Source organism: Ruegeria sp. ANG10 (assembly GCF_040705255.1).
Taxonomy (GTDB): Bacteria; Pseudomonadota; Alphaproteobacteria; order Rhodobacterales; family Rhodobacteraceae; genus Ruegeria.
In genome coordinates this window covers 428,080-451,296 of the sequence record NZ_JBFCVU010000003.1, presented here as the reverse complement: position 1 = coordinate 451,296, position 23,217 = coordinate 428,080, and the positions used below count along the sequence as shown (strand labels likewise).

The window sequence follows — 23,217 nt, the reverse complement described above, 5'->3', positions numbered from 1 at the left end:
GTGGACAACCGCGCGCCTTCCCCTTGGCGCGCGTTTTCATTTCTGCCAAGTTTGACCCATGTCACTGCCCCCTGGATTTCTAGATGAACTGCGCACCCGCCTAAGCTTGTCTCAGGTCGTTGGGCGCAAGGTCATGTGGGATGCCCGCAAGTCCAATCAGGGCAAGGGCGACATGTGGGCGCCATGCCCGTTCCATCACGAAAAGACCGCATCCTTCCATGTCGATGACCAAAAGGGATTCTATTACTGTTTTGGCTGTCACGCCAAAGGCGATGCGATCAGCTTTGTGAAAGAGACCGAGAATGTCTCGTTCATCGAAGCGGTTGAGATTCTGGCGCGCGAGGCCGGGATGCCGATGCCCGCACGCGACCCCAAAGCACAGGAAAAGCAGGACCGCCGCTCGCAACTGGCCGAGGTGATGGAGCAGGCGGTGCAGTTCTTCCGCCTGCAGCTGAAGACTGGGGCAGGAGGTGCGGCGCGCGATTACCTATCACGCCGCGGGTTGGATGCTCAGGCGTTGGAGCGGTGGGAAATTGGCTTTGCCCCCGACGGTTGGCAGGCGCTTTGGGATCATCTGCGGGGTAAGAATGTGGCCGAGGATCTGATCCTTGGCGCGGGTTTGGCCAAGCCGTCGAACAAGGGCAAAAAGCCTTATGATACGTTCCGCAATCGGATCATGTTCCCGATCCGCGACCCGCGCGGACGTTGCATCGCCTTTGGCGGGCGGGCGATGGACCCGGCCGACAAGGCAAAATATCTGAACTCGCCCGAGACCGATTTATTCGACAAGGGGCGCAGCCTCTATAACCACGGGCCCGCACGGCAGTCTGCGGGCAAAGGGCTGCCCTTGGTCGTGGCCGAAGGGTACATGGACGTGATTGCTCTGGCAGAGGCCGGGTTTGGTGCCTCGGTCGCGCCGCTAGGTACCGCGATTACCGAGCATCAGTTGCAGTTGCTGTGGCGTATCTCGGACGAACCTATCATTGCGCTGGATGGCGACACCGCGGGTCTGCGGGCCGCCATGCGCGCGGTTGATCTGGCTCTGCCGTTGCTGGAGGCCGGGAAATCCCTGCGCTTCGCCCTGATGCCCGAAGGCAAGGACCCCGACGACCTGTTGCGTGCCGAAGGGGCAGGGGCGGTGCAGGCCGTGCTGGATGGGGCCATTCCGATGGTCAAATTGCTGTGGCAGCGCGAAACCGAAGGCAAGGTCTTTGACAGCCCGGAACGTAAGGCAGCGTTGGATAAGGTGCTGAGGGACAAAATCAAACTGATCCGTGATCCTTCGATCCGCTCGCATTACGGGCAAGAGATCAAGGATCTGCGGTGGCAATTGTTCCGCCCGCAGCGGCAATCAGGGAACCGCCAATGGCAACCTCGGGGCAAATGGCAACCGCAGAAACAGCCAGCAACGCCTGACGCGCGGGCATCGTTTTTGGCCTCGTCCGAAGGTGCCGAGATTCAACTTCGCGAAGCGGCTATTCTGGCCATTGCCGCGCTAAACCCCGAAGTCGTTGTACAATTCGAGCATCAATTGGAGGATATGGAGTGCCGCGATCCCGACCACGCGGCCCTGCGCCATGCGATCCTGCGCCACGCGATTGATGATCCTGACAACCTGAAAGATCACATAGCCGAAACTTTGGGGCCCCAAGCCCTTGAAAACCTGCTGGCCCTTCGCCATGTCGCAGTAATCCCCTGTGTGTACAAACCAGGCGACGTTGAAAAGGCCGAGATGACTCTGGCCGAGGAACTCGCAAAGATCAAAGCGCTCCGGGGGTTGGATGCTGAGATTGCCGAAGCTGCAGAGGAACTGTCCGATCTGGCCGATGAGGCGTTGACGTACCGTCTGGCGCAAGCCGCCGAAGAGCGCAACCGCACAAGCCGCAGCCAGAATGAGGACAGGGCCGTTTTCGACATCGCCGACAATGGCGCGCGGATCAACCGCGACGAGAAAGATGCGTTCAAGGCAATCATGTCGGGCATCAATTTTGAACGGAAACGCCGGTGAAGTGGTGTTTTCGTAAGGCACTGGAAAAGAAAAACAGGTAAACGGGTGGCCGAATCACTTCTACGCGCTAATGATTCGGTTGAAACGAATCACCCATCCCTGCAGGAGCATTGAATGGCCGCCAAGGATACGAACGAAGACCGCAAATCCGACGAGCAGGAACAGGAAATCTCGTTGGACATGAGCCAGGCCAACGTCAAGAAGATGATCGCCGAGGCCCGCGAGAAAGGTTACATCACCTACGACCAGCTCAATCAGGTGCTGCCGCCTGATCAGGTCAGCTCGGAACAGATCGAAGACGTTATGTCGATGCTGTCCGAAATGGGCATCAACATCATCGAAGATGAAGAGGCCGAAGAGGAAGAGAATAAAGGCTCGACCGAACTGACCACCACGGAAAGCAACCGTGAGGTCGCGCTGTCCGGTGCGGCAACTGAAAAGCTGGACCGCACCGACGATCCGGTGCGCATGTATCTGCGCGAGATGGGCAGTGTCGAACTGCTGAGCCGTGAGGGCGAGATTGCGATCGCCAAGCGGATCGAGGCCGGTCGCAACACCATGATTGCCGGTCTGTGCGAAAGCCCGCTGACCTTCCAGGCGATCACCATCTGGCACGACGAATTGTTGTCCGAAGACATTCTGTTGCGCGACGTCATTGATCTGGAGGCCACCTTTGGCAACCAGATGGACGAAGACGGGGATGTCGAAGAGCCTGTTGTCGATACGTCAGCCGTACAGGCGGCAAAGCCAGCCAAGGACACTGGCCCTGAACTGGATGCGGATGGCAACCCGATCGCCAATGATGACGATGATGACGATGATGATCAGGCCAACATGTCGCTGGCTGCTATGGAAGCAGCCCTGAAAGAACAGGTGCTAACCACGCTGGAGCGGATTTCGACCGACTTCTCGATGTTGTCCGAAATGCAGGACAGCCGGATTTCGGCCACGCTGAATGAGGATGGATCGTTTAGCGCAAAGGACGAAGAAACCTATCAGAAGCTGCGGGCCGAGATTGTTGAACTGGTGAACGGCCTTCACCTGCACAACAACCGGATCGAAGCGCTGATCGACCAGCTTTACGGCATCAACCGCCGTATCATGTCGCTGGACAGCGCGATGGTGAAGCTGGCGGACCAGGCCCGTATCAATCGTCGCGAATTCATCGACGCCTATCGCGGTCGCGAACTGGACCCGAACTGGCTGGCCGAGATGGCTGAAAAACCCGGTCGGGGTTGGCAGATGTTCATCGAACGCTCGACTGCCAAGGTCGAGGAACTGCGCAACGATATGGCTCAGGTCGGGCAGTATGTCGGTCTCGATATCCCCGAATTCCGCCGCATCGTGCAGCAGGTTCAAAAGGGCGAAAAAGAGGCGCGTCAAGCCAAGAAGGAAATGGTCGAGGCAAACCTGCGTTTGGTGATTTCGATTGCCAAAAAGTACACAAACCGCGGCTTGCAATTCCTTGATCTTATTCAAGAAGGTAACATCGGCCTGATGAAGGCGGTGGACAAGTTCGAATACCGCCGCGGCTATAAGTTCTCAACCTACGCAACATGGTGGATCCGTCAGGCGATCACGCGCTCGATCGCGGATCAGGCCCGTACGATCCGTATTCCAGTGCATATGATCGAGACAATCAACAAGCTGGTTCGGACCGGTCGTCAGATGCTGCACGAGATCGGCCGCGAGCCGACGCCAGAAGAACTGGCTGAAAAGCTGCAGATGCCGCTGGAAAAGGTTCGCAAGGTGATGAAAATCGCCAAAGAGCCGATCAGCCTTGAGACGCCGATTGGCGATGAGGAAGACAGCCAGTTGGGCGATTTCATCGAGGACAAGAATGCCGTGCTGCCGTTGGACAGTGCCATTCAGGAAAACCTCAAGGAAACGACCACACGGGTTCTGGCCTCACTCACTCCGCGCGAAGAACGGGTGCTGCGGATGCGTTTTGGTATCGGTATGAACACCGACCATACGCTGGAAGAGGTCGGTCAGCAGTTCAGCGTGACCCGCGAACGTATCCGTCAGATCGAAGCGAAAGCGTTGCGGAAATTGAAACATCCTAGCCGGTCGCGCAAACTGCGATCTTTCCTGGATCAATAAAACCAAAGGCGCCCCGAAAGAGGCGCCTTTTTTCTTTCACCCCACGCGAATTCACATTGTCCGCTTCAAAGATCAAATTGGCGGGAAGTCACAAGGCAAGATCCCCACACCTCTTTATATCCGCATTGTCCACTCATGGGACAGGCCGGGGCGAGGCTTTGCGGCTTATGACCCCCGGCCACTTACGCTAGAGCGCATCTTATTAATCCAGACGGCTGCGGAATGTGCTTGGGGCCTGACCGGTCCAGCGTTTGAAAGCGGTCGAAAAGGCCGGTTGATCGGCGTAGCCCAGCGAATAGGCAATCTCGGACAGCGCCATGCCGTTGGTGATAAAGGTTTGCGCCAGATCGCATCTGAGGTCGTCTACGATATCACGATAACTGGCCCCTTCCTCTTTCAACCTTCGGGTAAACGTACGCGGGCTCATCCCCAAGTTGGCAGCAGCCTCGTCAGCGTGAATGACCGTGCCGGGCAATGATCGGGTGATCAACCCTTCGACCTGCGCCCTGAGTTTTTGCTTGGGCGAACGCCGTTCGGCGAGGACACGTTCTCCATATTCCAGAAGGTGCGCGCGCAGGTTTGAATCGTAGGTCGGAACCGGCAAATCCAACGAGGATACGGCAAAGACGATTTCCAGTCTCTCTGCGCCGAAAACAACGGGAAACCCTGCAAGTTTCTGAAATTTTTCCCTGTTTCTCCCAACCTCGTGCTGAAACCGTATCTCAATCGGACGGAAATTCGATTGCGTCAGGGTGCGCATGCGGGCCAATCCGGCGAACATGAGGAATTCGGTCCGGCGGTGATACCGGGCAAAACTGGCATCCTTCCATTCGGCCTCAATGGTGGCAAAGTTTCCGGCAAGGCGCAGTGCAAAGGCTATGGCCGGGTCGATGAACATATGAAAACGCGAGGTATTCTCGATCACCTGCCGCAGGTCGCGCGAATACTTACTGATATACGCCGTCAGGCTAGAGGATGACGAAAACTGCAACCCGGTCTGCGCGGCAAAGGTAATATCTCCGACGGTATCGCAGGCATAGCGTGCAAACAGGGCCTCTTGATGGGCGCTGCACGTTGTTGTTGGAGCTGCAATTCTATCTCGGGAGAGTTCACACTTTTCCAGTATACGGTCAGAAGCGTCGGTACCGTTTGTTCGTTGATCAAGCGCTTTGGTCAATAACTGAATGCGGGCGATATCAACTTCCATGGCTATTCCACCGTGTTTTCAATCGTGTTTGATGCCGTTGTTGCGTATTGGGCGTTTGTCGATCTCATGTATTGCTTCAATGTCTGGAATTCGAATGGTTTTGGCTGGCAAACACAAGACCCAAGGTCAGACATTTTGTATTTCCCGTCCGTTGTCGGGTTAGCACCTTGTGGGGATGAGGTCAGAGCCCTGGATAAAAACCACCAAAACCGGTGGCTCCCCGGCACATTCACGCGTTTGAAACAGACGGCCTCATGTCGCATTGCCCGATTCGGGCCATGGTGAAAGGGTGCGGGCAGGAAAGCTAACAGGCGCAACAGATATGCCAAACTTTGCCGTCTCAGATTTGGTGGGTGCTCAGGATGCCATTGTTTTTGATGGGGAATGTGTTCTGTGTTCAGGTTTTTTTCAATTCATGACGATGCGGGATAAAGCGCAGCGTTTTAAATTCGCAACGGCGCAGTCGCCGCTTGGGCAAAGGCTGTACCAAGAGCTTGGATTGCCCGCGCAGGATTTTGAAACCAACCTGGTGATCGTGAATGGCAATGTACATCAACGTCTGGATGCCTTCGCCGCGGCGATGGGCGCGCTGCCGGGGATTTGGCCGATCTTGTCTTTTTGCAGGTTCCTGCCCAGATGGATCAAAGACCCGCTGTATCATGCCATTGCGCGCAACAGGTACAAGATACTCGGGCGCAATCCGACCTGTATGATCCCAGATGCCGCACTTCGATCCCGTTTTTTGCCCGAGGGGTTTTGAGTGGAACCTGATCCGTTTTTGCAATCCCTTCCTGCCGGGGTAGAAGTGCCTTTGGCCCTGCAGCAGTTGCATTCCAACACAGGTCACTACGCGGGACGGTGCGATATTGTCGAGGGACGAGGGTGGCTGATCAGGCTTGCCCTGCGCCTCGGGCGTTTTCCCCGAAGTGCCGACGACCTACCGGTGCATGTCAGAATAGACCGGGAAGGTCACACATGGCAGTGGGTGCGGGACTTTGACGGCCATACGACTCGATCCCTCCTGACATTTGATCACGGTGCAGATTGCGTTCGTGAAAAGCTGGGCTGGCTGGCGCTGTGGCTGGAGCCCGAGGTCGAAGCGGGACGCTTGTTGATCCACATTCGAGGCCTGAGCATTTTGGGTCTTCGCTGTCCCGCATTTTTGTTGCCACGCTCGTCAACGGTAGAATGGCAGAACGAAACAGGTGATTTTTGCTTTAATGTCTCGGCCAAGATGCCGGGTCTTGGGGTATTGATCCGGTATCGCGGCTGGTTGAAAGCTGTTCACGTACAGACGGGCCCGGATTGAATTCATCGTGAACCGGCTTTGTTTGATTTCAGAGTACACTAGGTCAATACCTACCTCGAAACAGGAAAGAGTGTGATTATGAAAAAGGTTATGACTTACGCCGTATTCGCGGCCTTGGTGTTGACCACGCCGGCGTCAGCGACGTTCGCTCGGTTTGGCTATCAGACCGTAGCGCTTAGCAACACAGTCTTTGAGGTGATCCCGCGCGGACGGACCGATATAGACGGGTATTGGTGCGCGGCCTCTGATTTTGCCCGCAGAACACTGGGCGCTGACTGGAAACAGCAGATTTATGTCAAGCGTGGTTACGGTCCAAGCGAGGCCACGGGGCGCAGAACAGCAGTGCAGTTTTCGCTTACGGCACCCGAGGGCGTTCCGCAGCAAAGCAGTGGTTTTTCGACGGGGTTCCGGCCGGGTTTCAGCATGTCCGTTTCGGCGGCCAATGGACGGTGTAGCACGCGACCTTTGGTCGACTGATTCAGGGCTGACGATCGCATGAAGACTGAGTTTGTAGTTTCCACACAAGGGCCGGGCCTGTACGAGTTCACAGCGGATGTGCGTCACTGGCTTAACTCGGTCGAACGCGATGGGTTGCTGACGTTGTTTGTGCGGCATACTTCGTGTTCGCTGGTCATTCAGGAAAATGCCGACCCCGAAGTACAGACGGACTTGCGGGCATTTTTCGACCGGTTGGTGCCGTCGTCGGACCACCCGTCGATGGCATATCTGCGGCACACCTATGAAGGTCCCGATGATATGCCAGCCCATATCAAAGCCGCGCTATTGCCGGTTTCCCTGTCGATTCCTGTGGTGTCCGGGCAACCCGTTCTGGGCACTTGGCAAGGTATCTATATGTTTGAACATCGCACTGCGCCGCATCACCGAAAGGTTGCGGCGCATTTCGCGTAGATTCATGATCTAGCGGTTAAAAATTCCGACTACCCAAATCCTAGCGGCTGCCCTATAGTTGTGGATAACTAAGCCACTGCGCTTACAATAAGAAGCGGAACAAGGGACGAGGAGAGGGCGAATGCGCTGCCCGTTTTGCGGTAATATCGACACTCAGGTCAAAGATTCACGCCCGGCAGAGGATCACGTTGCGATCCGCAGACGTCGGTTTTGTCCCGCTTGTGGGGGGCGTTTTACCACTTATGAACGCGTGCAATTGCGCGATCTGGTGGTGATCAAAACCAACGGAAAACGAGAAGATTTCGACCGGGATAAGCTGGAACGTTCGATCCGCATTTCGATGCAGAAACGCCCGATTGATCCTGACCGGATCGACCAGATGATTTCCGGCATTGTCCGTCGTCTGGAAAGCATGGGTGAGACCGATATCCCGTCCAGCAAAATTGGTGAGATCGTCATGGAAGCTCTGGCGCGGATTGACACCGTGGCTTATGTTCGCTTTGCGAGTGTGTACAAGAATTTCCAGGCGGCCGATGACTTCGAGGAGTTTGTCCACGAACTGCGCCCGCCGCAGCCTTCGACGGACGAGTGAGCGACACAGATAAGCGATATATGGCGCTGGCCTTGTCATTGGGGCAGCGCGGTCAGGGCACGTGTTGGCCCAACCCTGCGGTGGGGTGCGTCATCGTGCGCGACAGTCGGATCGTCGGGCGCGGTTGGACCCAACCCGGTGGTCGTCCGCATGGAGAAACGCAAGCGCTGGCCCAAGCGGGCGAGGCCGCGCGCGGTGCAACTGCGTATGTCTCACTGGAACCTTGTTCTCATCACGGTCAAACACCGCCATGCGCCGAGGCGCTGATCAAGGCAGGTGTGTCACGGGTGGTTTCCGCGATCGAGGATAGCGATCCGCGCGTCGCAGGGCAGGGGTTTGCCATGTTACGCGAGGCTGGGATTGAGGTCACCACCGGTGTTTTGGCTGAACAAGCTGCACACGATCACGCGGGGTTTTTCCTGAAGACGGAACAGGGGCGTCCGTTTGTGACGCTCAAACTGGCCAGCAGTTTTGACGGGCGCATTGCCACGTCGACCGGGCACAGTAAGTGGATCACGGGACCGAAAGCGCGGCGCGCGGTCCACGCGATGCGCGCGCGTCATGACGCGGTGATGGTCGGGGCAGGGACGGCACGGGCTGATGATCCCTCTCTTACAGTTCGCGATCTGGGGGTCGAGGCGCAGCCGGTGCGAGTGGTTGTATCACGCCATCTGGATATTCCGCTGATGGGTCAATTGGCGCGCACGGCTACCGAGATACCGGTTTGGTTATGCCACGGTCCGTCCCCGGATGCCGATCGGGCCCGCGCATGGGAGGGGTTGGGCGCACGTCTTATCCCCTGTGCGCTGCAGGAACATCACATAGATGCCGCTGACCTGTTGCAACAACTTGGGCAGGCAGGGTTGACGCGCGTTTTCTGCGAAGGGGGATCGGCGCTGGCGGCGTCCTTGCTGGCCGATGATCTGGTGGACGAGCTGGTGGGCTTTAGCGCGGGGCTGACAATTGGTGCCGAGGGTCTACCCGCCATTGGATCAATGGGGTTGGATAAGCTGGACGCAGCCCCCCGGTTTGACCTGGTGGAAACCCGCGCCATCGGGCCGGATGTTTTGCATCGCTGGGCGAGGGCGCTGCGTTAGCGGCGACGCCATAGGCGAGCGTGCGTGGCAAGCGCGCCTTGTAGTTTCGATAACAAGCGCAGAGATATACCGCCCTTGCGTTCATTGCCCTCTGTCAGGCGTTGCAACGCGACTTCGACAGGGCAGGGCAAACCGGTTAGCGGATCGAGGTATCGTGGATAATCGATCAACGCGGCATGAACCAAACCCAGCAAGGGCGGTCTTGCGCCACGCCGCGCCGGTACCGTTCCCTGATCGGTCGTCAGCCCCCATCCAGCATAAAACGGAGCCCCAAGCGTGGTCACATGGACCCCGCGCAACATGGCCTCAAACCCAAGCAGAGAGGTCATCGTCCAGACTTCTTGTGTTTGTGCAAGCAGCGCGGCTGGATCGGTGTCTGTGGCGATCACGTCGGCAAGGCCTTCGTCGTCAATCGACCCTTCGCGCAGTCCGGCCTCTACATCAGGATGTGGCTTATAGATCAGGATCGCATTTGGGTTCGCCTCACGAGCGGCCCTCAGCAGATCGGTGTTGGTGCGAACAGTCGTCGTACCAAGCAGGATCGAGGCATCATCCTCGACCTGGCCCGGAACCAGAATGCGATGCCCTTCGGGCAATTCGGGGGGCGCCCCGCCGGTATTGTATTTGCTGAGCTGACCCGAAACTATCTGCGCCACCAGCCGTTCGGCCCGCAATTCCTGATCCGGGCGCAGGGTTTCACGTGCGGTGATTAATTCCTCCAACCGGCTTGGATGCGTGGGGTCATAATAGATGCCCAGATCGTCCGTTGCCAAAGACAGGGGCGGCACTAGGTTGGCGCCAAGCCCGCGGGATCTCAGAAATCCGTCCTCGATCCTGATCGCGTCTTCCGCATCGCGGGCGTGGTTAGCCCAAACCATATGCGGGCAGTCGGTTGTGTTGGGCGGGGTCGGAGTAAAGCGAATCTTCTTTTCGCGACCGAACATCTCTTGCAGGTGTTTGCGCTTCCACAGCCGCATGCCGGATGCTGTCCAGCCTTTGTGATCCTGACGCCACGCCCTCGTTTGAGCCTCAAGCGTGTCCAGCACAGTTTCCAACTCGCACAACTGATCCCGATAGGGGTCGTACCATGTAGGATAGAGGATCATCGCCGCGGCAAATAACTGCGCCCGGGTCAGGTTGCGCTGGCGGCGAGGGAAATAGACCTCATCCTGTGTCAGCCCCCATCCGGCATAGAAGGGCTGGCCAAAAACACGCGGCTTGTGGCCAGCCATTATGGCCTCAAACCCCAACTGCGATGACAGGGTGTAAACGCCGACCGCACCCTCTAGCAGCGTCCATGGGCTGATGGGCTCAGTAACGAACGAAACCCGGTTGGTCATATCTTGATCCGAGTAGTACCCGCTGCGGTGTCCGGCAGTGGTTTCAGGATGTGTCTTGATCAGAACACGGGCACCAGGGTTTTCCTCTTGCGCCATGACAAGCATCTCGCGGAATCGCGCGTGATCACCCGCGCTGGCCGTGACCGAGGCATCATCTCGCGCCTGATCGACCACCAGAACGTAACCCGGCTCTGGTGGAGGCAGTGTGGGATCGACAGCAGAATACTTGCTGAGGTGCAATTCGCGCATCCTTTCGGTCCCATACCGGGCCCGGTTCAGCAGGGCGGTATCGTCCAGCGGATGCGTGGCCAGTAGGGTTTCAAGGTCCGAAGGCTGCGCAGGATCGAAATGAACCCCTGACCGATCAAGCAACAGGCCCAGCGGCGGCTCACCCGTCCGCCCGGGATGTAACGAGCGCAAAAAGGCGTCTTCAACGCGCAGAATCGGTGCGTTGTATCGGGCGGCGATGCTAAAGCCGCGATGCGCTGTTGGGCTGTTGCCCCAAATACCCACTACGTCTCCGTCGCGGGGAAGGCCCAGCCGGATGTCGTAACCCTTGAGGTGCAGGATGCGCCGTATGCGGTGTTGGGTCAGAAAACCACCGTTATAGACAAGCAACCGGGTCCGTTGTGCCCCGGCTGTTAGGTCAAGTTGCATCAGCCGCCCGTCAGCGTGGCGACGTTTGCAACTGGTGTCAGGCCACCAGCGATCAGAGAGATCGATTTGCTCCACTGCGCATACGGGGCTTCGGTCACATAGATCGTGTCGTCGTCACGGATGACGAAGTCCCGAGCGACGAACAATCCATTGGGCGCGGTCAGGTTCAACAGATAGATCATGCGCTGATCGCCCTGCAGATCCTGGCGCCCCATGACGTTGCGCGCGATGTCCTGCCGTTCCTTTCGCAGTACGAAAATACCGGTCGGGTCCGAGGACAGGGATTGCAAACCGCCCACCTGTGCTAGAGCTTCCAACGCCGACAAGTCTTGTGTGTCGAATGCCACACGCGACTGTCCGGTGGCCCCAAGCGCGATGTAGGATCGGCTGTCAGCTTCGACGAGAATGCGGTCTCCGCCGCGCAGCGCGACGTCCAACTGGGGATTACGCACCAGATCGTCATACCAGACCGTCCCGCGGTCATTTCCGCGGATCAGCGTCACCAGCGCGATGTCCGAACCTACGACAACGCCGCCGGCCCGCGACAGCATTCCGGACAGGGTACGGCTTGGCCGCTCGATTGGATAAATGCCCGCTGCCCCGATTTCCCCACTAAGTGATACGGTCGCGCCATCCCCTGCGACACGGCGGACTTCGACTTGTGGATCGGGCGTCTGTTCTTGCAATTCGTTGGTGATCAATTGGCGCAGTTGTTCTGGCGTGTTGCCTGAGGCCCGAATGCGTCCGGCGTAGGGTACGAAGATGAACCCGTCGCTATCCACCTGTATCTGCTCAAGGCTGGTAGACGGGCTAAGCTCGCTGGACAGCAAGCCGTCATCGACGTTTTCCCAAACCGTCAAGCCAAGGACGTCACCGGGGCGAACAGTGTCTGCCGCCAGTCGTTGCGCACTGCGGAAAGAGGACGAAAACCCGTATTGAGGGATGGCCGAAGTGGCCTTTGCGACGCGGTCATCAACTTCGACCACAAAAGCATTGCCGCCTTTTTCCGTGGACCCTGCCAAAATTTCAGACTTGTTGGGCCCTGATTTCGGAAGTTGACACCCGGCCAACAGGCCAATTGCGGCCACAAGGGATATCCCCCGTATCCATCGGATTGGAAAGCGCTGCACTGCCGGTAATCCTCGGTCGTTTTTGTTGTGGTCTTTTGTTGGGCGCAGGCTACCCGTTTCGCGCGATAACTTCTAGCGCCAACCGGCCAGTTTTACTCAACAAGCTTTAACTGTGGCGTCTGCGCCTCTTTGTTAGAAAGGACGGATTGATAGGGGTCTGCGGCGTTCAGCATCATATCCGCCACTCCGCGCAAAAGCTGGCGCCGGCCCCGGCGTGAATAGAATCCTCCGGGTATCTGACTCGTTTTTAACAAAAACCGGCGATAGGTCCGATAGGCATCCTGATCCGGGGGCATCGGGTCGGCAAAGAACGCCGCTAACAGTTGGCGCGATACGAATTCGGGTTTGTCATAGACCGATTTACCAAAGATGCGCAGCGGGATGCCTCGCCACAGAACCTGCTGCCCGGCAGTAGAATTGATCGTCACGGCAGAACTCGCACCATCCAGAAGCTTGGCGAGCTTGCCGCCGGGCACATAATGTACGCGATCCGCAATTCCTTGCGCTTGAGCCAACGCATACACACGGTGGCGTAGTGGTTCGCGGTGGTTTTCCAGCGGATGTTCTTTCACCACCAGCCGGTGATGCGCGGGCGCGCCGTTGGCAAAACCACGGATTACGTCCGCAAGAAAGTCGGACATGCAGGAATAGTCCGAATGGGATTGAACCGAGCTGTCATGCCCCAGTTGCAGCAGCGCCAGATGGTAAGGATGACTGCTCCCCAGAACGCGCGCTGTGGCCCAGCGGCGCTGAAGCCGGTGAAACGGCATCAACGCCAGCCGTTTGAAATACAACCCGAATTCCTTTGAGACAGGTAGGTCGCGATGCCGCCGGAAATTGCGATAACGTCGGTTCCGAAACAGTACGAACCAATGATAGAGCGCCCCATAAAAAATGTGCTGTCGCATATCCCCCCAATGCGACGGGGGTGGTGGTGTTTGTGCCGTGGATTGATTCAATGCATGTCGCATCTGATCGACGCCCAAAGACATCAGGCGTGAGTTTCCGTTTGAGCCGAACCGCTCGTACGTTACCCACCAGGGGCGTAGGTAACCTTCCTCAAACACGTGAACAGTGACGCTGTTGGCTTGGGCAATCTTAACGGCGCTGGCGTGAATTGGGCGCGTGTCGCCGTACAGGACAATATCCGTGATGCCCCGATCAGTGATCAGTTCGGACAACCTGTCCGGCCAAAGCTCGGGCGCGTCGAGGAATGGGATGTACGAGGCTTTGTCAAACCAGAACGCCTGATCCCCGGCATTGAACCCCACGCGCCAGACCTCGGCCCCCGTAGAACGCAGCATACGCCCGAGCCCGTTGAAAAACGGGCCATGCGGTCCCTGCAAAAACAGGAAGACACGGCGGTTCAGGCCTTTGGTGTCGGGTGACATCACTACTGCTCTTGCCTTTTGTTCAGGAAATTATGCCTGTTTCGACCTTTCCCGGCAAGGTGGGGCTTGCCCGTCACGCCGCTTGCGCTTACCTCGGCTTGGAACACTGGATCAGGTTAAGAGCTGAGGGTTAGCGGAATGTTTACAGGGATCGTCACCGATATCGGCACCGTCACCGAGCTGGATCAGCAGGGCGATCTGCGGGCCCGGATCAAAACAGATTACGACACGGCGGGAATCGATATCGGTGCCTCGATCGCCAGCGATGGGGTGTGTTTGACCGTGATCGCGCTGGGCGATGACTGGTATGATGTACAGATCAGTGCCGAGACCGTGTCGAAAACCAATCTGGACAGTTGGCAGGTCGGCAAGCGCGTCAATCTGGAACGCGCTCTGAAGGTCGGTGACGAATTGGGCGGACATATCGTATCGGGTCATGTGGACGGCGTGGCCGAAGTGGTCGCCGTGCAGGACGAAGGCGACAGCACCCGCGTTACCCTGCGCGCACCCAAGGAACTGGCCCGATTTATCGCACCGAAAGGATCAGTTGCATTGAACGGAACCTCGCTGACCGTCAATGATGTGGCAGATTGCGATTTCGGCATCAATTTCATCCCGCATACCAAGGAAGTCACGACCTGGGGTGATGTCAAAGTCGGCGATAGGGTGAATCTTGAAATCGACACGTTGGCCCGTTACGTCGCGCGCCTGGCCGAGATGTCCTGACACAACGTCGCGTCGGGACCGCGTGGTGCCGCAAGTACTCTGGTCTTTGATCCTCTGGTAGTCTATCCACCGGGTCAAACACGCTCTGTGAAAGGCTGCCTCATGAGCTTTGAAACCCCCGGACCCGTCGAAGCCCAATTGCGAGACGCGATCAGCCCGATTGAAGACATCATCGACGAGGCGCGCAAGGGCCGGATGTATATTTTGGTTGATCACGAGGATCGCGAAAACGAAGGCGACCTGGTGATCCCCGCTGAATTTGCCGACGCCGACGCGATCAACTTTATGGCCACCCATGGACGCGGATTGATCTGTCTACCGATGACGGCCGAACGGGTGGACGCCCTGGATCTGCCGATGATGGCCGTGAACAACTCGTCCCGCCATGAAACCGCGTTCACCGTTTCGATTGAAGCGCGCGAGGGCGTGTCGACGGGTATCTCTGCCGCTGACCGGGCGCTGACGGTTGCAACAGCAATCAACGAACAGAACACCATGGCGCAGATTGCCACCCCCGGTCACATCTTCCCCCTTCGCGCCAAGCGGGGCGGGGTGCTGGTGCGCGCGGGCCATACCGAAGCCGCCGTGGATATCTCGCGTCTGGCTGGGCTGAACCCTTCGGGCGTGATCTGTGAGATCATGAAGGCTGACGGCGCCATGGCGCGTCTGCCTGATCTGGTTGAATTCGCCAAAGAACATGACATGAAGATCGGCACGATCAGCGACCTAATTGCGTATCGTTCTCGCAATGACAATCTGGTGGTCGAAACATCGCGCGAGACTGTTACCTCGGAATATGGCGGAGAGTGGGAGCTGCGTATTTTCACCGATCAGACTCATGGCATCGAACATGTCGTCATGATCAAAGGTGACATCACCACACCCGACCCGGTGCTGACCCGCACACATGCCCTGCACGAAGCACCCGATATTCTGGGTCTGGGCCCGAAATCCTCTCGCGAACTGCCGCGGGCAATGGAAAAGATCGCCGAAGAGGGCCGTGGCGTGTTGTGCCTGTTCCGTCAGCCGCGCAACTCGCTTTATGCAGTCGAGGACGAAGGTCCGCGCACCATCAAGCAAACCGGTCTGGGCGCGCAGATCCTGTCCAAGATGGGTATTCAGGAGCTGGTGCTGCTGACGGATTCACCGGAAACCGTATATTTGGGGCTCGACGCTTTTGGCCTGTCCATCGTCGGCACCCGCTCAATCCTCAAGGATGACTGATCGTGGCTGAACAAGACAAACACGGCGTCCTGCCGACACCGACCTTCGAAAAACCAGTAAAACTGCTGATTGTGGTCGCCCCGTTCTACCGCGCCATCGCCGACAATCTGGTTGCCGGTGCTAAGGCCGAGATCGAAGCGGCAGGCGGCACTTGTGAAGTGGTCGAGGTGCCCGGAGCGCTGGAAATCCCAACGGCTATCGCGATGGCGGACCGACAGTGCAATTTCGATGGCTATGTTGCGCTGGGCTGCGTCATTCGTGGTGAGACGACGCATTATGAAACGGTGTGCAATGACTCCAGCCGCGCCATCCAACTGATGGGCCTGCAAGGCTTGCTTATCGGCAATGGTATTCTGACCGTAGAAAATGACGACCAGGCCGAAGTTCGCGCAAATCCCGCAAAGATGAATAAAGGCGGTGGGGCAGCCGCTGCGGCCTTGCATTTGATCGCGCTCAGCCGTAAGTGGGGCGCCTCACAAAAGGGCGTTGGCTTCAAGCCCCCGTCCGAGTCCATCCTTGTGGCGGGCGACAGCAACGGACCCACGACAGCATGACCCAGACAGACGCGCCGAAACCGGCCAGCCAGAAACGCCTGATGAAATCCGCCGCCCGGCTTTATGCTGTGCAGGCGCTGTTCCAGATGGAGCAGTCGGGTCAGACGACCGAACAGGTTGTGAATGAGTTTCTGGATCATCGGTTCGGCGCTGTCTATGAGGGCGAAGAGATGCTGGACGGTGATATCCGCGTGTTCCGCAAACTGGTCGAGGACGCCGTGAACTATCAGGCGCCAATTGATCAGATGACCGACCGTGCTCTGGTCGCCAAATGGCCCATTGCGCGCATTGATCCGACCCTGCGCGCCGCGTTCCGCGCTGCCGGGGCGGAACTGACTCAAGGCGACACACCGCCCAAAGTGGTCATCAACGAATTCGTCGATGTAGCCCGTGCCTTTTTTCCGGAAGGCAAAGAGCCGAAGTTCGTCAACGCGGTGCTGGATCACATGGCGCGCGAGGCCCAGCCCGAGGCGTTCTGACGCCTTTACCATGGACCGACACGCGCTAGATTAACTGAACAAGCGCAATGAGGTCCGCCATGCCCAAACTGATCCGATTGTACATCACTCAGGTTATCTGGGGATTTGTCATCTCGGCCATCTTTGTCGGGGTGCTGTTGGCACTGAACGTGGCCAATTTGCGCGGTTTGATCACTGGATCAGATATCGGTCTGATCGCGCTGTTCATGATCTGGTTCATGAACGGTATTGTCTTCGCGGGTGTTCAGTTTGCCTATTCGATCATGAGCATGGCAGAGAAACCGGGTGGTCCGCGTCGCGGTTCACCCGTCGTACACAGCTTTGAACCAGTTGTAGTCCAACAGGACGCGCCTGCGCCGAAGTAATTTCGCTTCAGAAAAATGTGGCGGGACCGCCAGTCAACCGTGCGGTGTGATTCCCGAGGACCTGTATGTACAGGTGGGCGCCAGGTAATCAGGCCAGGACCTGAACAGAGCCAGCCCCCTCGGAATTGCTTAAGGCCACCAGAATGCTACCTATCACAAGAAGGGCAGAACCCGCCACGCGCCTAAGTAGGGGTTGCGGCGGGTTTGCACAAGGGGTCACGCATCGACTGTTTCGTGCAAGGCCGTGCGCATTTTGCCGAAATGCTCATCCCAGCCGCTATCGAGCGACAGGATAAGACCAAAGGCTTCGGCACTCTGAGGCAGGCCTTCGTGTTGCAATGCAAGCCGTGTGCCGCCTGGAACAGGGTCGAGCGTCCATTTCACCACACTGACGGCATCCCCCATGGGTTTGACGGTGAAAGTGTATTCCAAGTACTCTGGCGGGCGGGCAACGCGCACTTCTCCCCAGATCAACAGATCACCACTGGTTGTTCCGAACATCTCAAGCTTTTGTCCGGCGGCCAGCGGGCGTTCGGGTTTGTGAAACCATTCGGACAGACGGTCAGGATCCGTCAAATAGGCCCAGACGGTTGTGGGCTCGGCCCGTAGAAAGATCGTTTTTTGTAGAACGGCATGTGTCATGTGTCTTTCCTTTCAATGGCTTCTTTCAGTTTACTCAGGCGGTCGTCCCAGAACCGGTCGAAATAGCTGAACCAGTCGAGAACAGGAGCCATCCCCTGCGGTTCCAGTCGGTTGATACGTTCCCGCCCGCGTGTTTCGACCGTGATCAGGCCACCATCCGACAAGACAGTCAGGTGCTTTTTGACGGCGGCACGGGTCATATCGAACCGTTCGGTCAATTGAGCGATGGTCATGTCCTGCGCGGCGAGCATCTGAACGATGTCCCGGCGGGTTGGATCGGCCAGCGCACGAAATGCGTTTTGGGTTTGAGGCTGCATGTGCTTCACCATTCGTAATACCTTTTGGTATCATATTAATGCGGTACCAAATGGTATCATGTCAAGCCTGAAGTGGTTCTTGATTTTTGTTCACGAATTGTTCACATTCTCTAAATGACACTCGATCTGCAACCCGGACAAAAACTGGCCCGTGGCGTGGCCCGCCATTTGTCGGCGCATGGGTTTGTTTCAGTTGAAGAATTCGTGCCGATGCGCGGACTGCGCGTCGATGTTATGGGGCTGGGTCCTAAGGGCGAGCTTTGGGTGATCGAGTGCAAATCCAGTCGGGCAGATTATCAGTCCGATTCCAAATGGCAGGGCTATCTGGAGTGGTGTGATCGTTTCTTCTGGGCCGTCGATATCGACTTTCCAACCGATCTGCTGCCTGCGGAAGCCGGCCTGATCATCGCCGACGCTTATGACGCCGAGATTGTGCGCATGGCCCCCGAAGACAAGGTTGCCCCGGCGCGGCGCAAGAAGATGATCCAGAAATTCGCAACCGACGCTGCCCGCAGGCTACAAGCGCTGCGTGATCCCAGGATTTAAGCGATTAGCTTTGGACAGCGCGGGCGGCCTGAGCAGCAGCGCGAATTTCATCCGCGATTTCCTCGGCCTCTTCGGGATCGAAATCCATTGGGATTTCGATGTTATCTGCCTCGATGAACAGCCGCACCATGCCGTGATCAGTGGGCCCGATCTGCAGGTTTGCCTGAATGTCGCGTTCGGTATTGATGCCCATGTTCGCCTCCGGGACTAGGCGTTCGTGCTAACGCGCAAAGGGTTGAGAATCAAGCTGCCTTTGCGGTCTGATGAGGTATGGAAAATATTCAGATCAGACCCTTTCGCGCCACCGATGCACCCTGGCTGGTAGAGCAGCATGGTCGGTTTTACGCGCGCGACGAGGGGTTTGATTCCTCGTTCGGCGCTTTGGTGCAGAGCATTCTGGAGGAATTTGTGGCCAGCCATGATCCGACGTGTGAACGCGGCTGGATAGCGGAATCTGACGGCCAAAGACTTGGCAGCATATTCTGCGTCGCATTGGACGAACAAACCGCAAAACTACGGCTCTTTCTGTTGCTGCCCGAAGCACGGGGGAGGGGCCTGGGAAAACGTATGCTGGACACATGTATGGGCTATGCGCGTAGTGCAGGGTACGCGGAAATGCGGCTTTGGACCCACGAAAGTCACAGGGCGGCCTGCGCGCTGTATCGTGCGAATGGATGGCAGTTGCTGGACAGTAAGCCAGTGCATTCCTTTGGTGTCGATCTTGTCGAACAAAGCTGGAAAATTCAGCTTTAATCCTCTTGCATTCCTTGGACGCGTTCGGTACATCGCCCCTCACGAGTGCCGCCTTAGCTCAGTTGGTTAGAGCGCTGGATTGTGGATCCAGAGGTCCCCTGTTCAAGCCAGGGAGGCGGTACCATCCTAAATCATTGAAAATAATTAAAAAAACGGCATCCTGATTGCGCTGTGAGAAGGCTTGGTTTACTCGATGGTTTACACAAGCTTACTCAGCATGGTTTTGGTTATGCGTCATTAAGTTCATTGAAACGAAATTACTGTAGTTTCTAACACCCGGGGATCGTAGAACTTGTGTGTCCTGGGCGAGACAACGACATATTTCAAACTTGGATTTGCAAGCCTGCCATTTGCACGAATCAATTAGTGAAATCCCGCCATGGACCTTGGAGAATCAACTTTAGCGCGATACTGAATCGCCTAGGCGGAAGGTGACGCCACAATATATTGTGTTTGAAGGAAAACTATTTGCAATTTCCAGCAGTTCTATTAGGTGGTTGTAAAGACTTAACCTATAACTTAAGTCCAGAGGTAAGGAAGCAGTGACATTGGATGGGTTCGAGAGTTTTGGCAGCGGAAGCTTCTGCCCGGTTCTAGTTGCCCCTTCAGTCACTGAGTTCCTTGTTAAGGAAAATAAATCGGATAGGAGACATGTCGCGAAAATTGGTCAAATATTAGAGAAACTCTCTGTGTATGGGCCACTTCACTTGAACAACACCGAACAGTTCAAGCATGAGGGAAAATTTCCGACAGGTAATGTACGCGGAGGCGATGTCTCAGTTTACGTGGTCAAAGCTTTTCAGCTGCGGGTCTATGGCGGGCTCGTACGCAGAAATGGCAAGAGTATGTTCGTTTGCATCGAAGCCGCAAAGAAAAAGAAGAACCGCGCTGATCAGCAACAGTTGAAACGAGTGGCGCGTATTATTGGAGAGTTACAATGACCAGCTTGAATGAACTTCTGAAGCCTAACAGCAATGAAGAAGCGGAAGAGTTTGCGGTCGAAAATTTGTTGCTTTCGATCCAAATCGCTCTTCAGAAAGCTATGACGTCTAAAGGGTACAGCCAAAAGATGTTGGCTGACGCTTTGTCTGTGAGTGAAGCACGAGTCTCTCAAATGCTTTCCTCTGGAGGTAGCAATTTGACCCTGCGATCCGTGGGAAAAATTGCTCATGCCCTCGATCAGGTTTTCGAATTGGTCACGAAAGAAGAAGCTGAAGTGCTGCATACCAAACCCTCTCTGGCGCAAGATGTGCAAGTGAAATCGCTTATGAAGGCTCCGAGAAGGAAAGCGTGGAGTGATACCACCGCGAACGAAAACAGATTTCCGTTTGAAAAGGCCGCTTGACGAATGAGCAACGTAGTTACGAAGGAGAGCGTGAAACCGCTCTCCTTTTCGAGCCCTGATTTTGACAACGAGAAGTACAATCAAGTTGCAGTTGCGGCGAACTTGATGGAGTTGTCGTTGGTCAAGCAACGGTATGACATGAAGCCTGATGGGTTCTGGGAAGCAGAGGCAGAACCTCATAAATTAAAACAGCAATTTCTCGGCAAACCTAGTGGACATCGTCTCCACGAGGATAGTGGAGTTCTTGTTGGCGGATATGCGTGGAAAGCTGAAATCAAGTTTGGTCGCAAGAAGCTGTTGAAGCTGGATGCAGAGTACATGCTTGTCTATGATGGGTTGGAAACTTGCGATCCGGAATACGCAAAGCTGTACTTCAACAAGATCGCGCGCTTCACTTCATACCCCTATTTTCGTGCTTTGTTTGCATTGTCAGCGACTAATTCCAGCTTGGCGCTGGACCCTTTGCCTTCACTCAATGACCGTGTGGACTAGCTGACCCAACGCTATCTAGGTGCAGATTTCTCTAGCGAAGCACTCGCTAGAGGGCGCTATGAAGTCCGAGTTATGAATCTGCATCTCTGATCTCAAATTCATCTGTTTGGTCGACTTTGTTGAGTAAACCGGCCTTTGTTTCTAAACGATTTTTTGTCGATTGTGGATCCAGAGGTCCCCTGTTCAAGCCAGGGAGGCGGTACCATCTCCCTCAATATAGTCTGAAAAAACGTGCAAAATGTGCTGCTTAGAGCAGTGACTGATTTTGCTGTATTGTTGGCAGAGTTGACGGCTGGCGCGCCTGTGATTAGCGCGCCAGGTTCAATTTTAGCTTCATTTTGCTCCGCTTTTCTGCGGGCAGATGTCGGTTCAGGTGCTTATTCACGCGACCAAAGCTCCAGATGACCACAAGGGTCAGCAGGATAAAGTAGAAGGCCAGAATCGGATAGGGGATGAACGGGTTGAATGTTTTGTCCGCAAAATAGCCCGCATAGTACAGCGCATCGCCACGTTGCTGCCAGACCGGGAAGGCCGAGAAGAACACCAGCGTAGTGGCATGGAACAGGAAGATCGCCTCGTTCGTATAGGCGGGCCAGGCCAGCCGCAGCATGGTTGGCCACACGATGCGGCGGAAACGCGCCCAGCCGGTCATGCCATAGGCGTCAGCAGCCTCGATATCACCCTTGGGGATCGACCGCAGCGCGCCATAGAAGATCTCGCCGGAATAAGCAGCGGTGTTGAAGAACAGCACGATCAGTGCGCCAAGCCAGGCCGAGGTGAGCGCGTCGAGGAACGGATAGCTTTGCTTCAGCGACAGGAAGAAGAAATAGGCGAAGAAGAACTGGATAAACAGCGGTGAGCCTCGGAAAAGGAAGATGAACCATTCCGCCGGCTTACGCAGCCACTTATTCGTGGAAGCTTTGCCCATGGCAAGCGCGGTGGCCAGAAAGAAACCGGTCACCAGCGCCATGATCCCGAAATAGATGTTCCAGATCATGCCCGAGCCGATCAGGGTAAACTGCTCGCACAGGGTGAAATCGTTCCGCGGCAGTAGACGCTCGCCAATCCCGATCGAGCGCAGGCCGTAGTCCTGGATCGTTTGCAAGCAGCTCATGCGGTGGTCTCCTTGCGCAGCAGCTCTCCGCCCGAGGTTGCCTGGCCATGGGACAGGCGGCGCATCAGCTTTTCCAGACCGATTTCCGAGACGCGGGTCATGCCCAAGTAGAACACCAGAAGGGCTAGGAAGTACCACATGCGCCAGTCGCCATGCGGGTATTGGGTGAATTTCGGGTTCTTGTAACCGCCCAGTTCACGCGCCCAATAAACGATGTCTTCAATGCCTAGCAGGAACAGTAGCGGTGTGGCTTTGATCAGCACCATCCAAAGGTTCGACAGGCCGGGCAGGGCGTAAACCCACATTTGCGGCACCAAAATGCGCCAGAAGGTCTGGCGACGGGTCATCCCATAGGCCTCGGCCGTTTCCAGCTGAGTGCGAGGGACAGCGCGCATACCGCCAAACAACACGTTCGCGGCAAAGGCGCCGAAAACGATAGAGAACGTTATGACGGCCAGAAAGAAGCCGTAAGTTTCGTGTACCCATTCAGGGGCACTGCCCAGGGGCAGCTTGGCGGCCTGACAGACGATAAAGTCATTGCCCTGTCGGATCGGGTCAGTCCATTCCGGACACAGTATCTGGTGACGGGTCCATTCGAATGCCTGATCCAGCGCGATCACGAAGAACATAAAAAAGGCAATATCCGGCACGCCGCGCACAATCGCGATATAGCCCTTGCCCAGCAGGCTGAGCGGCAAGAAATGCGACCTGGCAGCCATTGCGCCCATAAAGCCAAAACCTAGTGCCACCGGCGCAGTAATAGCCAGCAACAGCAAGACCTTGAAGAAGGACAGGTAGAACACCCAATGCACACCGTTGGTCAGATAACACGAGAACCAACGGAACGTGCCGAGTGTTTCGGGATCAGTGCAGAACGAGAAAATGGCGGGCCTCTTTGACTGGCAAGGGCGCATGGG

Annotated in this window: 27 protein-coding genes and 1 tRNA gene; 19 read left to right on the top strand and 9 right to left on the bottom strand. The window is 56.5% G+C overall.

The genetic code is table 11. The features are described 5' to 3' along the window. The first annotated feature begins 58 nt into the window (after nt 1–58). Entirely contained in the window at nt 59–2,008 is a 1,950-nt protein-coding gene (gene dnaG, locus AB1A64_RS09340; protein ID WP_366551154.1) for a DNA primase, read from the top strand. A gap of 114 nt (nt 2,009–2,122) precedes the next feature. After that, the gene (rpoD, locus tag AB1A64_RS09335) at nt 2,123–4,111 is read left to right on the top strand and encodes an RNA polymerase sigma factor RpoD (RefSeq protein ID WP_366551153.1); all 1,989 of its coding nucleotides are present in this window, start codon (nt 2,123–2,125) and stop codon (nt 4,109–4,111) included. 202 nt (nt 4,112–4,313) lie between these two features. Here rpoD and AB1A64_RS09330 read toward each other — a convergent pair whose 3' ends face one another. Further along, a complete protein-coding gene (locus AB1A64_RS09330; RefSeq protein WP_366551152.1) occupies nt 4,314–5,318 on the bottom strand; it encodes an AraC family transcriptional regulator ligand-binding domain-containing protein in 1,005 nt (334 codons plus the stop codon). A gap of 322 nt (nt 5,319–5,640) precedes the next feature. Here AB1A64_RS09330 and AB1A64_RS09325 point away from each other — a divergent pair, with 322 nt between their 5' ends. The 6 genes from AB1A64_RS09325 (at nt 5,641) to ribD (ending at nt 9,225) form a co-directional block, all read left to right on the top strand. After that, a complete protein-coding gene (locus AB1A64_RS09325; protein WP_366551151.1) occupies nt 5,641–6,078 on the top strand; it encodes a DCC1-like thiol-disulfide oxidoreductase family protein in 438 nt (145 codons plus the stop codon). Beyond that, nucleotides 6,079–6,627 carry a DUF4166 domain-containing protein gene (locus AB1A64_RS09320; protein WP_366551150.1) on the top strand — a complete coding sequence of 183 codons (549 nt, stop codon included), beginning with the start codon at nt 6,079–6,081 and terminating at the stop codon, nt 6,625–6,627. Nucleotides 6,628–6,705: 78 nt separating this feature from the next. Beyond that, complete coding sequence (locus AB1A64_RS09315; protein WP_366551149.1) at nt 6,706–7,104, top strand: hypothetical protein; 399 nt, start codon at nt 6,706–6,708, stop codon at nt 7,102–7,104. A gap of 18 nt (nt 7,105–7,122) precedes the next feature. Then, nucleotides 7,123–7,536 (top strand): secondary thiamine-phosphate synthase enzyme YjbQ, encoded by a 414-nt coding sequence (locus tag AB1A64_RS09310; protein WP_366551148.1) that lies wholly within the window; start codon nt 7,123–7,125, stop codon nt 7,534–7,536. Nucleotides 7,537–7,657: 121 nt separating this feature from the next. Further along, nucleotides 7,658–8,128, top strand: a complete 471-nt coding sequence (nrdR, locus tag AB1A64_RS09305; protein ID WP_005983889.1) for a transcriptional regulator NrdR — start codon at nt 7,658–7,660, stop codon at nt 8,126–8,128. Beyond that, a complete protein-coding gene (gene ribD, locus AB1A64_RS09300; protein WP_366551147.1) occupies nt 8,125–9,225 on the top strand; it encodes a bifunctional diaminohydroxyphosphoribosylaminopyrimidine deaminase/5-amino-6-(5-phosphoribosylamino)uracil reductase RibD in 1,101 nt (366 codons plus the stop codon). The genes nrdR and ribD overlap by 4 nt, the downstream gene beginning before the upstream one ends. Here ribD and AB1A64_RS09295 read toward each other — a convergent pair. The 3 genes from AB1A64_RS09295 to AB1A64_RS09285 form a co-directional block, all read right to left on the bottom strand. Beyond that, nucleotides 9,222–11,222 (bottom strand): capsular polysaccharide biosynthesis protein, encoded by a 2,001-nt coding sequence (locus AB1A64_RS09295; RefSeq protein WP_366551146.1) that lies wholly within the window; start codon nt 11,220–11,222, stop codon nt 9,222–9,224. The genes ribD and AB1A64_RS09295 overlap by 4 nt on opposite strands. After that, nucleotides 11,222–12,352 (bottom strand): polysaccharide biosynthesis/export family protein, encoded by a 1,131-nt coding sequence (locus AB1A64_RS09290; RefSeq protein ID WP_366551145.1) that lies wholly within the window; start codon nt 12,350–12,352, stop codon nt 11,222–11,224. Before AB1A64_RS09290 ends, AB1A64_RS09295 begins: the two co-directional genes overlap by 1 nt. Nucleotides 12,353–12,444: 92 nt before the next feature. Beyond that, nucleotides 12,445–13,743 (bottom strand): capsule biosynthesis protein CapA, encoded by a 1,299-nt coding sequence (locus AB1A64_RS09285; protein ID WP_366551144.1) that lies wholly within the window; start codon nt 13,741–13,743, stop codon nt 12,445–12,447. A 138-nt stretch (nt 13,744–13,881) separates the two neighbouring features. Between AB1A64_RS09285 and AB1A64_RS09280 the strand changes: the two genes are divergently transcribed. From AB1A64_RS09280 to AB1A64_RS09260, 5 genes are all read left to right on the top strand, one after another. Then, nucleotides 13,882–14,469, top strand: a complete 588-nt coding sequence (locus tag AB1A64_RS09280) for a riboflavin synthase (RefSeq protein WP_366551143.1) — start codon at nt 13,882–13,884, stop codon at nt 14,467–14,469. Between the two features lie 102 nt (nt 14,470–14,571). Next, on the top strand, nt 14,572–15,693 hold the full coding sequence (gene ribB, locus AB1A64_RS09275; RefSeq protein ID WP_366551142.1) for a 3,4-dihydroxy-2-butanone-4-phosphate synthase: 1,122 nt from the start codon (nt 14,572–14,574) through the stop codon (nt 15,691–15,693). 2 nt (nt 15,694–15,695) lie between these two features. Beyond that, nucleotides 15,696–16,247 carry a 6,7-dimethyl-8-ribityllumazine synthase gene (locus AB1A64_RS09270; RefSeq protein ID WP_366551141.1) on the top strand — a complete coding sequence of 184 codons (552 nt, stop codon included), beginning with the start codon at nt 15,696–15,698 and terminating at the stop codon, nt 16,245–16,247. Beyond that, on the top strand, nt 16,244–16,726 hold the full coding sequence (gene nusB, locus AB1A64_RS09265) for a transcription antitermination factor NusB (protein WP_366551140.1): 483 nt from the start codon (nt 16,244–16,246) through the stop codon (nt 16,724–16,726). The genes AB1A64_RS09270 and nusB overlap by 4 nt, the downstream gene beginning before the upstream one ends. A 59-nt stretch (nt 16,727–16,785) precedes the next feature. After that, nucleotides 16,786–17,091, top strand: coding sequence for a hypothetical protein (locus AB1A64_RS09260; protein ID WP_366551139.1), 306 nt, complete (start codon nt 16,786–16,788; stop codon nt 17,089–17,091). 216 nt (nt 17,092–17,307) lie between these two features. Here AB1A64_RS09260 and AB1A64_RS09255 read toward each other — a convergent pair whose 3' ends face one another. Together AB1A64_RS09255 and AB1A64_RS09250 are read right to left on the bottom strand one after the other, a co-directional pair. Further along, a complete protein-coding gene (locus AB1A64_RS09255) occupies nt 17,308–17,733 on the bottom strand; it encodes an SRPBCC domain-containing protein (RefSeq protein WP_366551138.1) in 426 nt (141 codons plus the stop codon). Then, entirely contained in the window at nt 17,730–18,050 is a 321-nt protein-coding gene (locus AB1A64_RS09250; protein ID WP_366551137.1) for a metalloregulator ArsR/SmtB family transcription factor, read from the bottom strand. The genes AB1A64_RS09255 and AB1A64_RS09250 overlap by 4 nt, the downstream gene beginning before the upstream one ends. A 114-nt stretch (nt 18,051–18,164) precedes the next feature. Here AB1A64_RS09250 and AB1A64_RS09245 point away from each other — a divergent pair, with 114 nt between their 5' ends. Then, nucleotides 18,165–18,596 carry an MmcB family DNA repair protein gene (locus AB1A64_RS09245; protein WP_366551136.1) on the top strand — a complete coding sequence of 144 codons (432 nt, stop codon included), beginning with the start codon at nt 18,165–18,167 and terminating at the stop codon, nt 18,594–18,596. A gap of 4 nt (nt 18,597–18,600) precedes the next feature. Here the strand turns inward: AB1A64_RS09245 and AB1A64_RS09240 are convergent, their stop codons facing one another. After that, on the bottom strand, nt 18,601–18,789 hold the full coding sequence (locus AB1A64_RS09240; protein WP_170348270.1) for a DUF6324 family protein: 189 nt from the start codon (nt 18,787–18,789) through the stop codon (nt 18,601–18,603). Nucleotides 18,790–18,866: 77 nt separating this feature from the next. On the opposite strand from AB1A64_RS09240, the gene AB1A64_RS09235 reads away from it, so the two are divergent. The 5 genes from AB1A64_RS09235 to AB1A64_RS09215 all read left to right on the top strand — a co-directional run bounded on the left by AB1A64_RS09235 (nt 18,867) and on the right by AB1A64_RS09215 (nt 21,186). Then, complete coding sequence (locus tag AB1A64_RS09235; protein WP_366551135.1) at nt 18,867–19,349, top strand: GNAT family N-acetyltransferase; 483 nt, start codon at nt 18,867–18,869, stop codon at nt 19,347–19,349. Between the two features lie 47 nt (nt 19,350–19,396). Continuing rightward, a tRNA-His gene (locus tag AB1A64_RS09230) sits at nt 19,397–19,473 on the top strand. 424 nt (nt 19,474–19,897) lie between these two features. Next, nucleotides 19,898–20,290, top strand: coding sequence for a hypothetical protein (locus AB1A64_RS09225; protein ID WP_366551134.1), 393 nt, complete (start codon nt 19,898–19,900; stop codon nt 20,288–20,290). Beyond that, complete coding sequence (locus AB1A64_RS09220) at nt 20,287–20,694, top strand: helix-turn-helix domain-containing protein (RefSeq protein ID WP_366551133.1); 408 nt, start codon at nt 20,287–20,289, stop codon at nt 20,692–20,694. The genes AB1A64_RS09225 and AB1A64_RS09220 overlap by 4 nt, the downstream gene beginning before the upstream one ends. Nucleotides 20,695–20,697: 3 nt before the next feature. Next, complete coding sequence (locus tag AB1A64_RS09215) at nt 20,698–21,186, top strand: hypothetical protein (protein WP_366551132.1); 489 nt, start codon at nt 20,698–20,700, stop codon at nt 21,184–21,186. A gap of 307 nt (nt 21,187–21,493) precedes the next feature. Here AB1A64_RS09215 and AB1A64_RS09210 read toward each other — a convergent pair whose 3' ends face one another. Together AB1A64_RS09210 and AB1A64_RS09205 are read right to left on the bottom strand one after the other, a co-directional pair. Next, nucleotides 21,494–22,300: an ABC transporter permease subunit gene (locus AB1A64_RS09210; RefSeq protein ID WP_170348272.1), complete on the bottom strand. Its 807-nt coding sequence runs from the start codon at nt 22,298–22,300 to the stop codon at nt 21,494–21,496. Further along, entirely contained in the window at nt 22,297–23,184 is an 888-nt protein-coding gene (locus AB1A64_RS09205; RefSeq protein ID WP_366551262.1) for an ABC transporter permease subunit, read from the bottom strand. The genes AB1A64_RS09210 and AB1A64_RS09205 overlap by 4 nt, the downstream gene beginning before the upstream one ends. Nucleotides 23,185–23,217 lie beyond the last annotated feature (33 nt).

Coding starts and splice junctions, on each gene's coding strand:
- dnaG (WP_366551154.1), top strand. CDS start 59: ATGTCACTGCCCCCTGGATTTCTAGATGAACTGCGCACCCGCCTAAGC.
- rpoD (WP_366551153.1), top strand. CDS start 2,123: ATGGCCGCCAAGGATACGAACGAAGACCGCAAATCCGACGAGCAGGAA.
- AB1A64_RS09330 (WP_366551152.1), bottom strand. CDS start 5,318: ATGGAAGTTGATATCGCCCGCATTCAGTTATTGACCAAAGCGCTTGAT.
- AB1A64_RS09325 (WP_366551151.1), top strand. CDS start 5,641: ATGCCAAACTTTGCCGTCTCAGATTTGGTGGGTGCTCAGGATGCCATT.
- AB1A64_RS09315 (WP_366551149.1), top strand. CDS start 6,706: ATGAAAAAGGTTATGACTTACGCCGTATTCGCGGCCTTGGTGTTGACC.
- AB1A64_RS09310 (WP_366551148.1), top strand. CDS start 7,123: ATGAAGACTGAGTTTGTAGTTTCCACACAAGGGCCGGGCCTGTACGAG.
- nrdR (WP_005983889.1), top strand. CDS start 7,658: ATGCGCTGCCCGTTTTGCGGTAATATCGACACTCAGGTCAAAGATTCA.
- AB1A64_RS09295 (WP_366551146.1), bottom strand. CDS start 11,222: ATGCAACTTGACCTAACAGCCGGGGCACAACGGACCCGGTTGCTTGTC.
- AB1A64_RS09285 (WP_366551144.1), bottom strand. CDS start 13,743: ATGTCACCCGACACCAAAGGCCTGAACCGCCGTGTCTTCCTGTTTTTG.
- AB1A64_RS09280 (WP_366551143.1), top strand. CDS start 13,882: ATGTTTACAGGGATCGTCACCGATATCGGCACCGTCACCGAGCTGGAT.
- ribB (WP_366551142.1), top strand. CDS start 14,572: ATGAGCTTTGAAACCCCCGGACCCGTCGAAGCCCAATTGCGAGACGCG.
- nusB (WP_366551140.1), top strand. CDS start 16,244: ATGACCCAGACAGACGCGCCGAAACCGGCCAGCCAGAAACGCCTGATG.
- AB1A64_RS09260 (WP_366551139.1), top strand. CDS start 16,786: ATGCCCAAACTGATCCGATTGTACATCACTCAGGTTATCTGGGGATTT.
- AB1A64_RS09255 (WP_366551138.1), bottom strand. CDS start 17,733: ATGACACATGCCGTTCTACAAAAAACGATCTTTCTACGGGCCGAGCCC.
- AB1A64_RS09250 (WP_366551137.1), bottom strand. CDS start 18,050: ATGCAGCCTCAAACCCAAAACGCATTTCGTGCGCTGGCCGATCCAACC.
- AB1A64_RS09245 (WP_366551136.1), top strand. CDS start 18,165: ATGACACTCGATCTGCAACCCGGACAAAAACTGGCCCGTGGCGTGGCC.
- AB1A64_RS09240 (WP_170348270.1), bottom strand. CDS start 18,789: ATGGGCATCAATACCGAACGCGACATTCAGGCAAACCTGCAGATCGGG.
- AB1A64_RS09235 (WP_366551135.1), top strand. CDS start 18,867: ATGGAAAATATTCAGATCAGACCCTTTCGCGCCACCGATGCACCCTGG.
- AB1A64_RS09220 (WP_366551133.1), top strand. CDS start 20,287: ATGACCAGCTTGAATGAACTTCTGAAGCCTAACAGCAATGAAGAAGCG.
- AB1A64_RS09215 (WP_366551132.1), top strand. CDS start 20,698: ATGAGCAACGTAGTTACGAAGGAGAGCGTGAAACCGCTCTCCTTTTCG.
- AB1A64_RS09210 (WP_170348272.1), bottom strand. CDS start 22,300: ATGAGCTGCTTGCAAACGATCCAGGACTACGGCCTGCGCTCGATCGGG.